13 protein-coding genes are annotated in these 14,543 nt (G+C 61.3%); 12 read left to right on the top strand and 1 reads right to left on the bottom strand.

Annotated features, from left to right (window positions below):
- The first annotated feature begins 71 nt into the window (after positions 1-71).
- The 3 genes from HCF10_RS12400 to HCF10_RS12390 all read left to right on the top strand — a co-directional run bounded on the left by HCF10_RS12400 (position 72) and on the right by HCF10_RS12390 (position 2,113).
- Positions 72-1,082, top strand: coding sequence for a class 1 fructose-bisphosphatase (locus HCF10_RS12400; RefSeq protein WP_131696902.1), 1,011 nt, complete (start codon positions 72-74; stop codon positions 1,080-1,082).
- Positions 1,083-1,258: 176 nt separating this feature from the next.
- Positions 1,259-1,513 (top strand): hypothetical protein, encoded by a 255-nt coding sequence (locus HCF10_RS12395; RefSeq protein WP_131696901.1) that lies wholly within the window; start codon positions 1,259-1,261, stop codon positions 1,511-1,513.
- A 30-nt stretch (positions 1,514-1,543) separates the two neighbouring features.
- Positions 1,544-2,113 (top strand): lipocalin family protein, encoded by a 570-nt coding sequence (locus HCF10_RS12390; RefSeq protein ID WP_027605060.1) that lies wholly within the window; start codon positions 1,544-1,546, stop codon positions 2,111-2,113.
- 53 nt (positions 2,114-2,166) lie between these two features.
- Here HCF10_RS12390 and HCF10_RS12385 read toward each other — a convergent pair whose 3' ends face one another.
- Complete coding sequence (locus HCF10_RS12385; protein ID WP_167655617.1) at positions 2,167-3,531, bottom strand: formimidoylglutamate deiminase; 1,365 nt, start codon at positions 3,529-3,531, stop codon at positions 2,167-2,169.
- A gap of 147 nt (positions 3,532-3,678) precedes the next feature.
- On the opposite strand from HCF10_RS12385, the gene hutC reads away from it, so the two are divergent.
- The 9 genes from hutC to hutH (HCF10_RS12340) all read left to right on the top strand — a co-directional run bounded on the left by hutC (position 3,679) and on the right by hutH (HCF10_RS12340) (position 14,540).
- The gene (hutC, locus tag HCF10_RS12380; protein WP_237683111.1) at positions 3,679-4,389 is read left to right on the top strand and encodes a histidine utilization repressor; all 711 of its coding nucleotides are present in this window, start codon (positions 3,679-3,681) and stop codon (positions 4,387-4,389) included.
- On the top strand, positions 4,386-4,946 hold the full coding sequence (locus tag HCF10_RS12375; protein ID WP_145335884.1) for a HutD/Ves family protein: 561 nt from the start codon (positions 4,386-4,388) through the stop codon (positions 4,944-4,946). Before hutC ends, HCF10_RS12375 begins: the two co-directional genes overlap by 4 nt.
- 405 nt (positions 4,947-5,351) lie before the next feature.
- Positions 5,352-7,022 (top strand): urocanate hydratase, encoded by a 1,671-nt coding sequence (gene hutU, locus HCF10_RS12370; RefSeq protein ID WP_053140434.1) that lies wholly within the window; start codon positions 5,352-5,354, stop codon positions 7,020-7,022.
- A gap of 80 nt (positions 7,023-7,102) precedes the next feature.
- The gene (locus HCF10_RS12365; RefSeq protein ID WP_145335887.1) at positions 7,103-8,563 is read left to right on the top strand and encodes a purine-cytosine permease family protein; all 1,461 of its coding nucleotides are present in this window, start codon (positions 7,103-7,105) and stop codon (positions 8,561-8,563) included.
- Positions 8,564-8,632: 69 nt separating this feature from the next.
- Positions 8,633-9,598, top strand: coding sequence for an ABC transporter substrate-binding protein (locus tag HCF10_RS12360; protein WP_131696895.1), 966 nt, complete (start codon positions 8,633-8,635; stop codon positions 9,596-9,598).
- Between the two features lie 71 nt (positions 9,599-9,669).
- Positions 9,670-10,521, top strand: a complete 852-nt coding sequence (locus HCF10_RS12355) for an ABC transporter permease (RefSeq protein WP_032890174.1) — start codon at positions 9,670-9,672, stop codon at positions 10,519-10,521.
- On the top strand, positions 10,518-11,342 hold the full coding sequence (locus HCF10_RS12350) for a quaternary amine ABC transporter ATP-binding protein (RefSeq protein ID WP_051429333.1): 825 nt from the start codon (positions 10,518-10,520) through the stop codon (positions 11,340-11,342). The genes HCF10_RS12355 and HCF10_RS12350 overlap by 4 nt, the downstream gene beginning before the upstream one ends.
- A 117-nt stretch (positions 11,343-11,459) precedes the next feature.
- Entirely contained in the window at positions 11,460-12,968 is a 1,509-nt protein-coding gene (gene hutH / locus HCF10_RS12345) for a histidine ammonia-lyase (RefSeq protein WP_167655615.1), read from the top strand.
- Between the two features lie 39 nt (positions 12,969-13,007).
- Positions 13,008-14,540: a histidine ammonia-lyase gene (hutH, locus tag HCF10_RS12340; protein WP_167655613.1), complete on the top strand. Its 1,533-nt coding sequence runs from the start codon at positions 13,008-13,010 to the stop codon at positions 14,538-14,540.
- The last annotated feature ends 3 nt before the right edge of the window (positions 14,541-14,543 follow it).

The raw sequence follows: 14,543 nt of genomic DNA, 5'->3' as shown, positions 1-14,543 counted from the left end.
AGGAGGAAATACGCCCCGACTCGCGTTAAACTGCGCGGGTTTTTAGCCCCCCCCATTCATCGGAGCCTTCCATGTCCCGCGTTACCTTGAGTCGCTATTTGATTGAGCAGACCCGCAGCAACAACACGCCTGCCGATCTGCGCTTCCTTATCGAAGTGGTGGCGCGTGCTTGCAAGGAAATCAGCCACGCCGTATCCAAAGGCGCATTGGGTGGTGTCCTGGGCAGCATGGGCACTGAAAACGTGCAGGGCGAAGTCCAGAAGAAGCTCGACGTGATCTCCAACGAGATCCTGCTCGAAGCCAACGAATGGGGCGGTCACCTGGCCGGCATGGCGTCCGAAGAAATGGACAATGCCTACCAGATCCCGGGCAAATACCCGAAGGGCGCCTACCTGCTGGTGTTCGACCCACTGGACGGTTCGTCCAACATCGACATCAACGCCCCGGTTGGCACCATCTTCTCGGTACTGCGTTGCCCGAGCGAATACCTGAGCCAGAACGAAGCCCTGAACGAAAAGGCCTTCCTGCAGCCAGGCACCGAGCAGGTCGCTGCCGGCTACGCGATCTACGGCCCACAGACCATGCTGGTGCTGACCTTGGGCGATGGCGTCAAAGGCTTCACCCTGGACCGTGAAATGGGCAGCTTCGTCCTCACCCATGAAGACATCACCATCCCGGCTTCCACCCAGGAATTCGCGATCAACATGTCCAACCAGCGTCACTGGGAAGAACCGGTCAAGCGCTACGTGAACGAGTTGATGGAAGGCGAAGAAGGCCCGTTGAAGAAGAACTTCAACATGCGTTGGGTCGCCGCGATGGTGGCCGACGTGCACCGTATCCTGACCCGTGGCGGCCTGTTCATGTACCCACGCGACAGCCGCGAGCCGTCCAAGCCGGGCAAACTGCGCCTGATGTACGAAGCCAACCCGATGTCCTTCCTGGTAGAACAGGCGGGTGGTGCGTCCACCGACGGTCACCAGCGCATTCTCGATATCCAGCCCGACGGCTTGCACCAGCGTGTGGCGGTGTTCCTGGGGTCCAAGGAAGAAGTTGAGCGTGTGACCGCTTACCACAAGAAGTAACCTGCTGCGATAAGTGAACGGCATTGTTGTGAGCCGGTTCACCCTTAAAGAAGCCCCGAAACGTTTCAGCGTTTTCGGGGCTTTTTTGTTTTCGTTCGTCGGGAACCAGACACCTCTTTTCCCTTCTAAGCTTCTGGCAGATACCCAGGCTGCTTCGTCCCTCCAGGAGTTATTCCATGTCGTTACGCCGTCTCGCTTTGCTGGCTTTTTGCGTGCTGTTGGCCGCTTGCAGCAAGGTCAATCAAGAAAACTACGAAAAATTGTCGGCTGGCATGGCCAAGACAGAAGTCGAGTCGTTGTTGGGTAAGCCGACCGATTGCTCAGGCGCACTGGGCATGTCCAGCTGCACGTGGGGCGATAAAAACAGCTTTATCAGCGTTCAATATGCCGGTGACAAAGTTCTGATGTTTTCCGGGCAAGGCCTGAAGTAAACCGGGGCGAGAGCCTGCGGGAGAAGAAGAATGATGCGTTTTGTTTTGTTCCTTTGCGCCAGCCTGTTTTTGGCGGGCTGCGCCAGCCATTCTGGCGATGATCTGCAACCCAAGACAGCGAGCAACGTCAACCTCAAGCGTTACCAGGGTACCTGGTATGAGTTGGCTCGATTGCCGATGTACTTCCAGCGCAACTGCGCGCAGTCCGAAGCCCGCTACACATTGCTGCCTGATGGCGATATGTCGGTATTCAACCGCTGCCTCACCACCGAGTGGAAGTGGGAAGAAGCCAAGGGCACGGCCACGCCGCAGGTGCCTGGCAAGACCGACAAGCTCTGGGTGGAATTCAATAACTGGTTTACGTCACTGCTACCTGGCGTCGCCAAGGGCGACTACTGGGTGCTGTATGTCAGCGACGACTACAAGACCGCCATCGTCGGCAGCCCGAGCCGGCGCTATATGTGGATCTTGTCACGCACGCCGACGGTCAGTGCGGACACCCGTGAAGACCTGTTGAGCAGGGCGCGGCAGCAAGGGTATGACACCACGCGTTTGATCTGGCGTACGTCGGATAAGCAGATGGCGAAGACCTCGCAATAATTCTGGATAGCCACAAATCCAATTGTGGGAGGGGCAACTCCCTCCCACATTTTTTAACCGAGTAACTCTCTTAAGACCTGCGTAAACGCCCGGCTGCTTTCTTCTTCGCCGGAGTGCCGCCCATCGCGCACTACCCACTTGCCGTTGACCAGCACATCGCGCACTTGCCGGTCACCGCCGGCAAACAGCCAGCGATTGAGAATGCCGTCTTCTGTCGCTGTCGCCAGGTAAGGGTCGTTACCGTCCAGCACGATCCAATCCGCACGCTTGCCCACTTCCAGTCGACCTATCGGCTGTCCCAGCGCCTGTGCGCCACCGTCCAGCGCCGCATCGAACAACGTACGGCCGACCATCGGCTGGTCGCTGCGATACAAGCGGTTGCGCCGTTGATCGCGCAGGCGTTGGCCGTATTCCAGCCAGCGCAGTTCTTCCACCACGCTCAGTGACACATGGCTGTCGGAACCGATGCCCAGGCGTCCGCCCTGGGCGAGGAAATCCACGGCAGGGAAAATCCCATCGCCCAGGTTCGCCTCGGTGGTCAGGCACAAGCCGGCAATCGCGCGGCTCTTGGCCATGCGCGTCACTTCTTCAGAATCCGCATGGGTGGCGTGCACCAGGCACCAGCGCTCATCGACCTCGACATTGTCATACAGCCATTGCAATGGGCGTTTTCCGCTCCAGGCCAGGCAGTCGTCGACTTCCTTTTGCTGTTCGGCAATGTGGATATGCACCGGGCAAGTCTTGTCACTGGCAGCCAGTACTTCATTGATTTGTTGTGGCGTGACAGCGCGCAGGGAGTGGAAGCACAAACCCAGTTGCTGCGCCGGTTGTGCCGCAAGGATCGGTTGCAGGCGCGACTGCAGGTCCAGGTAGTTTTCGGTGCTGTTGATAAACCGTCGCTGGCCTTCGTTCGGCGCCTGCCCACCAAAACCAGAGTGGGTGTAGAGCACGGGCACCAAGGTCAGGCCAATCCCGCTGCTTGCGGCCGCCTGGCTGATCTGCCGGGACAGTTCCGTACGGTCGGCGTAGGGCTGGCCGCTGACGTCATGATGCACATAGTGAAATTCGGCCACCGAGGTGTAACCGGCCTTGAGCATCTCGATGTACAGCTGGCGGGCGATCACCTGCAGTTGCTCCGGGCTGATCTTGCCGACCATGCGGTACATCAGGTCGCGCCAGGTCCAGAAACTGTCATTCGGGTTGCCGGCCACTTCGGCCAACCCTGCCATCGCGCGCTGGAAAGCGTGGGAGTGCAGGTTCGGCATGCCCGCCAGCACCGGGCCCCTGAGCCGTTCGGCACCGTCTGCGCTGGCGTTGGCCTCAACCTGTGTCAGCAGGCCATCGGCGCTGACTTCAAGACGTACATCGTTGGCCCATCCATTAGGCAGCAGCGCGCGTTCGGCAAAGAAAGCGGACATGATTAGAGCACCCCGGTCGTGTGTTTATTTGTATATACATATACAGACGTTTGCCTGCTCGGTAAACTCCGGCAATCTATGCATCTTTTCCCCCTGCAAGGATTCCCTGTGCCGACTCCGCCCGCCAAGTCTTCACTGGCTGCCCACATGGACGAAAGTCCGGCGCCCTTGTACGCCCGTGTCAAACAGATGATCAGCCAGCAGATCCTCAACGGCAACTGGCCACCCCATTACCGCGTACCGTCGGAAAGCGAACTGGTCAGCCAGTTGGGCTTCAGCCGCATGACCATCAATCGCGCCCTGCGTGAGCTCACCGCCGAAGGTTTGCTGGTGCGCATGCAAGGCGTCGGCACGTTCGTCGCCGAGCCCAAGAGCCAGTCAGCGCTGTTTGAAGTGCACAACATTGCCGATGAGATCGCCTCCCGCGGTCATCGGCATACGTGCCGCGTCATCCACCTGGGCGAAGAGGCCGCCGGTTCCGAGCGCGCCGTCGCCCTGGAAATGCGCGAAGGCGGGCGGGTGTTCCACTCGTTGATCGTGCATTACGAAAACGATATTCCCGTGCAAATTGAGGACCGTTTCGTCAACGCCCTGGTCGCGCCGGAATACCTGCAACAGGACTTCACCCTGCAAACCCCCTATGCCTATCTCAACCAAGTGGCGCCGTTGACCGAAGGCGAGCACGTGGTCGAAGCGATTCTCGCCGACGCTGCCGAGTGCGAGTTGCTGCAGATCGAGCCGAGCGAGCCGTGCCTGTTGATTCGTCGGCGCACCTGGTCCGGCCGTCAGCCGGTGACTGCCGCGCGTTTGATCCACCCCGGTTCACGCCACAGCCTGGAAGGACGGTTCAGTAAATGAGTGCAGTGAAAGTCTGGCGCGCCGCTGATTACGTGCGCATGCCGTGGAAAAACGGCGGCGGCAGCACCGAAGAAATCTCCCGCGATGCGGGCGAGGGCCTGGAAGGTTTCGGCTGGCGCCTGTCGATTGCCGATATCGGTGAGTCTGGCGGGTTTTCCACCTTCGCCGGCTACCAGCGCGTGATCACCGTGATCAAAGGCGCAGGCATGGTGCTGACCGTGGATGGCGAGGAACAGCGCGGACTATTACCGCTGCAACCGTTCGCCTTCAAGGGCGACAGCCAGGTGTCATGCCGCCTGATTACCGGGCCGATCCGCGACTTCAACCTGATCTACTCGCCTCAGCGTTACCATGCGCGGTTGCAGTGGGTGGATGGTGTGCAGCGGTTTTTCAGCACGGCGCAGACGGTGCTGGTGTTCAGCGTGGCGGATGAAGTGAAGGTACTGGACGAGGTACTGGGCCATCACGATTGCCTGCAAGTGGACGGTAACAGCGGTCTGCTGGATATTTCCGTCACGGGTCGCTGCTGCATCATCGAACTGACCCCGCAGGGTTAAAAAATGTGGGAGGGGGCTTGCTCCCGATAGCGGTGGATCAGTGGGTATATCCTGGGCTGACACACCGCAATCGGGAGCAAGCCCCCTCCCACATTTGTTTCTCACTGTTCTTGCGATCTGTTTCCAGCTCTCGCACCAATTTGTTACCGAACGCCCCAGCGTGGCGCAAAACCGCGCTGTCGTGACAAACCTCCCTCGCTATAAAACGCCTTCGTAAGAAATTTCATCATGCCTCGAAGCCTTAATTTCCGAGGCTCGCACACGCTTTCCAAAAAAATCCAATCACCTAGCCCAGAAAGTTGGCCGCTTGATTGCATATGCTTGTATGTACAAGTAAAGATGTGTGCGTAAGACTCTCCTTCGCACCATCAATGTTCGCGCATCGATCGCCGAGGAGTTCTTGTTGTGACCAAGCCTACAAAATACCGTGACGTCGAAATCCGCGCCGCCCGCGGTAACAAGCTCACCGCCAAAAGCTGGCTGACTGAAGCGCCGCTGCGCATGCTGATGAACAACCTCGACCCCCAAGTGGCCGAGAACCCCAAAGAACTGGTGGTGTACGGCGGTATCGGCCGTGCAGCGCGCAATTGGGAGTGCTACGACCAGATCGTCGAGAGCCTCACCAACCTGAATGACGATGAAACCCTGCTGGTGCAATCCGGCAAGCCGGTCGGCGTGTTCAAGACCCACAGCAATGCCCCGCGCGTGCTGATCGCCAACTCCAACCTGGTGCCGCACTGGGCCAGCTGGGAGCACTTCAATGAACTGGATGCCAAGGGCCTGGCCATGTACGGCCAGATGACCGCCGGCAGCTGGATCTACATCGGCAGCCAAGGCATCGTCCAGGGCACCTACGAAACCTTCGTTGAAGCCGGTCGCCAGCACTACGATTCAAACCTTAAGGGCCGTTGGGTCCTCACCGCCGGCCTCGGCGGCATGGGCGGTGCCCAGCCTCTGGCCGCAACCCTCGCCGGCGCATGCTCGCTGAACATTGAATGCCAGCAGGTCAGCATCGATTTCCGCCTCAACAGCCGCTACGTGGATGAGCAAGCCACCGACCTCGACGACGCCCTGGCCCGCATCGCCAAGTACACAAAGGAAGGCAAGGCCATCTCCATCGCGCTGCTGGGTAACGCCGCTGAAATCCTGCCGGAACTGGTCAAGCGTGGCGTGCGCCCGGACATGGTCACCGACCAGACCAGCGCCCACGACCCGCTCAACGGTTACCTGCCGGCCGGCTGGACCTGGGACGAATACCGCGCCCGCGCCAAGACCGAACCGGCTGCCGTGATCAAGGCCGCCAAGCAGTCCATGGCCGTGCACGTCAAAGCCATGCTGGAATTCCAGAAACAAGGCATCCCGACCTTCGACTACGGCAACAACATCCGCCAGATGGCCCAGGAAGAAGGCGTGGAAAACGCGTTCGACTTCCCAGGCTTTGTACCGGCTTACATCCGCCCGCTGTTCTGCCGTGGCATCGGCCCGTTCCGTTGGGCTGCGCTGTCGGGTGACCCGCAGGACATCTACAAGACCGACGCCAAAGTCAAAGAACTGATCCCCGACGACGCGCACCTGCACAACTGGCTGGACATGGCGCGCGAGCGCATCAGCTTCCAGGGCCTGCCGGCGCGTATTTGCTGGGTTGGCCTGGGCCAACGCGCCAAGCTCGGCCTGGCGTTCAACGAGATGGTGCGCAGCGGCGAGTTGTCGGCACCGGTAGTGATCGGCCGCGACCACCTGGACTCCGGTTCGGTCGCCAGCCCTAACCGCGAAACCGAATCCATGCAGGACGGTTCCGACGCCGTGTCCGACTGGCCACTGCTCAACGCCTTGCTCAACACCGCCAGCGGCGCGACCTGGGTTTCGCTGCACCACGGCGGCGGCGTTGGCATGGGCTTCTCCCAGCACTCCGGCATGGTCATCGTCTGTGACGGTACCGACGAAGCGGCCGAGCGCATTGCCCGTGTGCTGCATAACGACCCGGCCACCGGTGTGATGCGCCATGCGGACGCGGGTTACCAGATCGCGATCGACTGCGCCAAAGAGCAGGGCCTCAATCTTCCAATGATCAAGTAACCCATGTGGGAGGGGGCAAGCCCCCTTCCACAGTTGAGCGGCGGCGACCCCCAAAACAATCCATCAGAGGTTGAACACCCATGGCTGCAAGTGACGCGCGTGCAAGCACCACCCCGTTGATCGAGAAACGTTCGATCGACTACATCCCGGAAGCGGAAAGACACGGTCGTCTATTGAGCCAGTTCACCCTGTGGCTGGGTGCCAACCTGCAGATCACCGCGATCGTCACCGGGGCCCTGGCCGTGGTGCTGGGCGGTGATGTGTTCTGGTCGTTGATCGGTCTGTTGATCGGTCAACTGCTGGGCGGCGGCGTGATGGCGTTGCATGCGGCGCAGGGGCCCAAGCTGGGCCTGCCGCAGATGATCTCCAGCCGGGTGCAGTTCGGTGTGTACGGCGCGGCGATCCCGATCGTACTGGTCTGCTTGATGTACCTCGGTTTCACCGCAACGGGCACCGTGCTTTCCGGTCAGGCCCTGGGCCAGTTGTTTGGCGTCAGCGACAGCGTCGGGATCCTGATCTTCGCCAGTGTCATCGTGCTGGTCACGGTGCTCGGTTACCGGGTGATCCACTTCATCGGCCGTGTTGCCAGCGTCATTGGCGTGATTGCCTTTGTCTACCTGTTCAGCCGTCTGATGAGCCAGGCCGACGTGGGCGCACTCCTGCAAATCCGTCACTTCAGTTGGAGCAGCTTCCTGCTGGCGGTGTCGCTCGCGGCCTCCTGGCAAATCGCCTTCGGCCCATACGTGGCGGACTATTCACGCTATCTGCCGAGCACGACGTCCTCGGTCAAAACCTTTCTTGCCGCAGGTGCAGGTTCGGTGGTGGGTGCACAGGTGGCGATGATCCTCGGCGTGTTTGCCGCGGCCATGTCCAACGGGCAATTTGCCGGCCACGAAGTGGCCTACATCGTGGGCCTGGGTGGTACGGGGGCCACTGCGGCTCTGCTGTATTTCAGCATCGCGTTCGGCAAAGTCACTATCTCCACGCTGAACTCCTACGGCAGCTTCATGTGCATTGCCACCATCATCAGCGGCTTTCGCGGTCGCCTGGAGGTCACGCGCTTGCAGCGGCTGTTTTTCGTGCTGGTCATCGTCGGTACGGCGACTCTGATCGCCTTGCTCGGGCAGCACTCGTTCCTGGGGGCGTTCAAGTCCTTCATCCTGTTCCTGCTGGCGTTTTTTACGCCATGGAGCGCGATCAACCTGGTTGACTACTACTGCATCACCCGTGATCGCTACGACGTACCGGCGCTGGCCGATCCAAACGGGCGCTATGGCCGTTGGAACCTGCTTGGTATCAGCGTGTATGTCTTCGGTGTGCTGGTGCAATTGCCGTTCATCTCCACCAAGTTCTACACCGGTCCCCTGGTGGCGGCCCTGGGTGATGTGGATATTTCCTGGATCATCGGCCTGGTAGTCCCCGCCGCGCTTTACTACTGGGCTGCGAAAAAGTGGCCCGCCGCACACCCTGAACACCTGATCCTGCCGAAAGAGCAGGGCGCTGTACCAACGACGACAAACGGGCTGGTTGCACAGGCCTGAGGGGACGTGGACAGGGCAGGATGCCTACTGACTGCCGTAATCCATTTCATGATTGGGAGCGTCACAACAATGAAAATGCATAAGACCCTGTTGGCCACCGTATTCTCTGCGGGCTTGCTGGCCACTGCTGGCGCCCAGGCGGCCGGTTGGTGTGAATCCGGCAAACCGGTGAAATTCGCCGGCCTGAACTGGGAAAGCGGCATGTTGCTCACCGACATCCTGCAAACCGTGCTGGAAAAAGGCTACGACTGCAAAACCGACAGCCTGCCAGGCAACTCCATCACCATGGAAAACGCCCTGAGCAGCAACGACATCCAAGTGTTTGCCGAAGAATGGGTCGGCCGCAGCGAAGTCTGGAACAAGGCCGAGAAGGCCGGCAAAGTCGTCGGTGTCGGTGCCCCTGTGGTGGGCGCTATCGAAGGCTGGTACGTACCGCGCTACGTGATCGAAGGCGACGCCAAGCGCAAGCTTGAACCCAAGGCGCCGGGCCTGAAAAACATCGCCGACCTGGCCAAGTACGCCTCGGTGTTCAAGGACCAGGAAGAACCGTCCAAGGGCCGTTTCTACAACTGCCCGGCCGGCTGGACCTGCGAGCTGGACAACAGCGAAATGCTCAAGAGCTATGGCCTGGAAAGCACCTACACCAACTTCCGCCCAGGCACCGGCCCGGCGCTGGATGCGGCAGTGCTGTCGAGCTACAAGCGCGGCGAGCCGATCCTGTTCTACTACTGGTCGCCAACCCCGTTGATGGGCCAGGTCGACCTGGTCAAGCTGGAAGAAAAACCCGGTGTGGATAAGACCGTGAGCATCAAGGTCGGCCTGTCCAAGACCTTCCACGAACAAGCCCCGGAACTGGTGGCCGTGCTGGAAAAGGTCAACCTGCCCATCGACCTGCTGAACCAGAACCTGGGGCGCATGGCCAAGGAACGCATTGAGTCGCCGAAACTGGCGAAAATTTTCCTCAAGGAACATCCTGAAGTCTGGCACGCCTGGGTCAGTGAAGACGCAGCCAAGAAAATCGACGCGGCCTTGTAGGTCAAGTGTGCACGGCTACCCTGAGGGGTGGCCGGGTGCCTGGCTACAACCCATTGGATCGAGAGCACGCTATGTTTCCTGAGAGTTTTACGTTTTCCATCGCCGACTGGGTCAACGGTTGGGTGGATTCACTGGTCACCAACTACGGCGATGTGTTCCGGCAAATCTCCGACACCCTGCTGTGGGCCATCGTCAACCTGGAAGGGTTGCTGCGTGCAGCCCCCTGGTGGCTGATGCTGGCCATCGTCGGCGGTGTTGCCTGGCATGCCACTCGCAAGGTGGTGACCACGGCGGTGATCGTCGGTCTGCTGTTCCTGGTGGGCGCGGTTGGCCTGTGGGACAAGCTGATGCAGACCCTGGCGCTGATGATGGTCGCCACGGTGATCTCGGTGTTGATCGGCATCCCGCTGGGCATCCTGTCGGCGCGCAGTAATCGCCTGCGCTCGGTGCTGATGCCGTTGCTCGACATCATGCAAACCATGCCCAGCTTCGTGTACCTGATCCCGGTGCTGATGCTGTTTGGCCTGGGCAAGGTGCCGGCGATCTTCGCCACGGTGATCTACGCCGCGCCGCCGCTGATTCGCCTCACCGACCTGGGGATTCGCCAGGTCGACGGCGAAGTCATGGAGGCTATCAACGCCTTCGGTGCCAACCGCTGGCAACAGCTGTTCGGCGTGCAATTGCCGCTGGCGCTGCCGAGCATCATGGCCGGTATCAACCAGACCACCATGATGGCGTTGTCGATGGTGGTGATCGCCTCGATGATCGGCGCCCGTGGCTTGGGTGAAGACGTGCTTGTCGGCATCCAGACCCTCAACGTCGGCCGTGGCCTCGAAGCCGGGCTGGCGATCGTGATTCTCGCAGTGGTCATCGACCGCATTACCCAGGCCTATGGTCGTCCACGGCATGAGGCGAGCAAATGACTACTGTCAGCAAAATCGAAGTTAAAAACGTCTTCAAGATATTTGGCGCCCGCTCCAAGGAGGCGCTGGCGATGGTTGGCCAGGGCAAGACCAAGGACCAGGTGCTAGCCGAGACCGGTTGCGTGGTCGGCGTGAACGATTTGTCCCTGAGCATCGGCACCGGTGAGATCTTCGTGATCATGGGCCTGTCAGGCTCGGGTAAATCCACGCTGGTGCGCCACTTCAACCGCCTGATCGACCCCACCAGCGGCGCGATCCTGGTGGACGGCGAAGACATCCTGCAACTGGACATGGACGCCCTGCGCCAATTCCGTCGACACAAGATCAGCATGGTGTTCCAGAGCTTCGGCCTGCTGCCCCACAAGAGCGTGCTCGACAACGTCGCCTACGGCCTCAAGGTGCGTGGCGAAACCAAGCAGGTCTGCGCTGAACGCGCGCTGCACTGGATCGAAACCGTGGGCCTCAAGGGCTACGAAAACAAGTACCCGCACCAGCTCTCCGGCGGCATGCGCCAGCGTGTAGGCCTGGCCCGCGCCCTGGCCGCTGACACCGACATCATCCTGATGGACGAAGCGTTCAGCGCCCTCGACCCGCTGATCCGCGCCGAAATGCAAGACCAGTTGCTTGAGCTGCAAAAGACCCTGCACAAGACCATCGTGTTCATCACCCACGACCTCGACGAGGCCGTGCGCATCGGCAACCGCATCGCGATCCTCAAGGACGGCAGGCTGATCCAGGTCGGCACGCCGCGGGAGATCCTGCATTCGCCGGCGGATGAGTATGTGGATCGGTTTGTTCAGCGGCGCGCGGCGGTGGTCTGACCCAGGTTCTGTGGTGAGGCTCAAGCTCCCTCCCACATTTTGAATGCATTCCCCAGTGGGAGGGAGCTTGCCCCCGATGAGGCCGGCGAAGCTGTAGAGAATATGAAGAGGTCAACAATGTCCCAGGCAGCAAAAATCATCATCGCCGACACCCCCCTGCGCTGGCAGGACGTGGTCGCCGTGGCCCGTCACGGCGCGGTGCTTGAACTCTCGGGCCAGGCCTGGGCGCGTATCGACAATGCCCAGGCCATCGTGCAGCGCATCGTCACCAGCGGCGAACGTGCCTACGGCGTGAACACCGGCCTGGGCGCCTTGTGCAACGTGTCGCTTAAAGGCGAGCAACTGAGCCAGCTGTCGCGCAATACCCTGTTGAGCCACGCCTGCGGCGTCGGCCCGGTCCTCAGCGACGAGCAGACCCGCGCGATTATCTGCGCGGCGGTCATCAACTACAGCCACGGCAAATCCGGCCTGCATCCGCAGGTGGTGCATTCGCTGCTGGCACTGCTCAACCACGGCATCACGCCGCAAGTACCGTCCCAGGGCTCGGTGGGTTACCTGACCCATATGGCCCATGTCGGCGTGGCGCTGCTGGGTGTCGGTGATGTGAGCTATCGCGGCCAGATCGTCCCGGCGCAACAGGCCCTGGACGAAGAAGGTTTGCAGCCGGTCGTGCTCGGCGCCAAGGACGGCCTGTGCCTGGTCAACGGCACGCCGTGCATGACCGGCCTGAGCTGCCTGGCCCTGGCCGACGCCCATCATTTGCTGCAATGGGCCGACGTGATCGGCGCTATGAGTTTTGAGGCCCAGCGCGGCCAGATCGACGCCTTCGACGAAGAAATAATCGCCCTCAAGCCGCACCCGGGCATGCAGCATGTCGGCAGCAACCTGCGTGCGTTGCTCGATGGCAGTGAAGTGATCGCCAGCAGCAAAGGTATCCGCACCCAGGACGCCCTGAGCCTGCGCTCGATCCCGCAGATCCACGGCGCGGCGCGCGACCAGGTGGAACACGCGACGCTCCAGATCGAGACCGAACTCAACAGCGCCACCGACAACCCGCTGGTGCTCGGCACACCGGACCACTACCGCGTGGTGTCCCAGGCCAACCCCCACGGCCAGTCCGTCGCCCTGGCCGCCGACATGCTGGCGATTGCCATGGCCGAAATCGGCTCGGTCGCCGAACGCCGCCTCGACCGCCTGATCAACCCGCACGTCAGCGGCCTGCCGGCGTTCCTGGTGAGCAACCCCGGGGTCAACTCCGGGATGATGATCGTGCAGTACGTCGCCGCTTCACTGTGCGGACAGAACCGCCAGTTGGCGCAACCGGCGGTGCTCGACAACTTCGTCACCTCGGGGCTGCAGGAAGACCACCTGAGCATGGGCACCAACGCCGCGCTCAAGCTGCACCAGGTATTGGCCAACGTCACCCAGATCCTCGCCATCGAGTACCTGCTGGCGGCCCAGGCCTTCGAATTCTTGAAAGACCAACGCTTCGGGGCGGGCACCGACAGGGCCTGGCGCCTGCTGCGTGAAGTGGTACCCGCCTATGAGCAGGACCGTTGGCTGGCGCCGGATATTGCGGCTGCCGCCAAGGTGCTCAAGGACACCGCATTACCGAATCTGCACTGAACACGTATTTCAAAAGAATAATTCACAAGGAGTATAAATGTGACTGCGCTAAACCTGATTCCAGGCCAACTGAGCCTCGCCCAACTGCGGGCCATCTACCAGCAGCCGGTAACCCTCAGCCTGGATGACAGTGCCTCGGCCCAGATCGAAGCCAGTGTCGCCTGCGTGGAGCAGATTCTCGCCGAGAACCGCACCGCCTATGGCATCAACACCGGTTTCGGCCTGCTGGCTTCGACCCGCATCGCCAGCGAAGACCTGGAAAACCTCCAGCGTTCCCTGGTGTTGTCCCACGCCGCCGGCGTCGGTGAGCCGATCAGCGATGCGCTGGTACGGCTGGTCATGGTGCTCAAGGTCAACAGCCTCAGCCGTGGGTTCTCCGGGATTCGCCGGCAGGTGATCGACGCGCTGATCGCGCTGATCAACGCCGAGGTGTACCCGCATATTCCGTTGAAAGGCTCGGTGGGCGCTTCCGGTGACTTGGCGCCGTTGGCCCACATGTCCCTGGTGCTGCTGGGCGAAGGCAAGGCGCGCTACAAGGGCGAATGGCTGGAGGCCACCGACGCGCTGAAAGTCGCCGGCCTGACGCCGCTGACACTCGCCGCCAAGGAAGGCCTGGCGCTGCTCAACGGCACCCAGGTGTCCACCGCCTATGCCTTGCGTGGCCTGTTCGAAGGCGAAGACCTGTTCGCCGGTGCCCTGGCGTGCGGCGGCCTTACCGTGGAAGCGGTGCTGGGCTCGCGCTCGCCGTTCGACGCACGTATTCATGCGGCTCGCGGTCAACGTGGGCAAATCGATTCGGCTGCGGCTTACCGTGACCTGCTGGGTGAGAGCAGCCAGGTGTCGCAGTCGCACCAGAACTGCGACAAGGTGCAGGATCCGTACTCCCTGCGCTGCCAGCCACAAGTCATGGGCGCCTGCCTGACTCAGTTGCGCCAGGCGGCCGAGGTGCTGGTGGTCGAAGCCAACGCCGTGTCCGATAACCCGCTGGTATTTGCCGCTGAGGGGGACGTGATCTCCGGTGGCAACTTCCACGCCGAACCGGTGGCCATGGCCGCTGACAACATGGCCCTCGCCATCGCTGAAATCGGCTCCCTGAGCGAGCGTCGTATCTCGCTGATGATGGACAAGCACATGTCGCAACTGCCGCCGTTCCTGGTGGGCAATGGTGGGGTGAACTCCGGCTTCATGATCGCCCAGGTGACCGCTGCAGCACTCGCCAGCGAGAACAAGGCACTGTCCCATCCCCATAGCGTCGACAGCATCCCGACGTCCGCCAACCAGGAAGACCACGTGTCGATGGCCCCGGCAGCCGGCAAGCGCCTGTGGGAAATGGCCGAGAACACGCGCGGCATCCTTGCGGTGGAATGGCTGGCTGCGTGCCAGGGCCTGGACCTGCGTGAAGGCCTGAAAACCTCGCCGAAACTGGAAAAAGCCCGTGGCATCCTGCGTGCCAAAGTGGCGTTCTACGACAAGGACCGCTTCTTCGCCCCGGACATCATCGCCGCCAGTGAACTGCTCGCCAGCCGCTGCTTGAATGAGCTGGTGCCGGCCAAGTTGCTGCCGAGCCTGTAACCC

The organism is Pseudomonas sp. B14(2022) (assembly GCF_012030485.1).
GTDB lineage: Bacteria > Pseudomonadota > Gammaproteobacteria > Pseudomonadales > Pseudomonadaceae > Aquipseudomonas.
The sequence above is the reverse complement of the archived record's forward strand: the minus strand, read 5'-3'. Positions and strand labels throughout refer to the sequence as shown.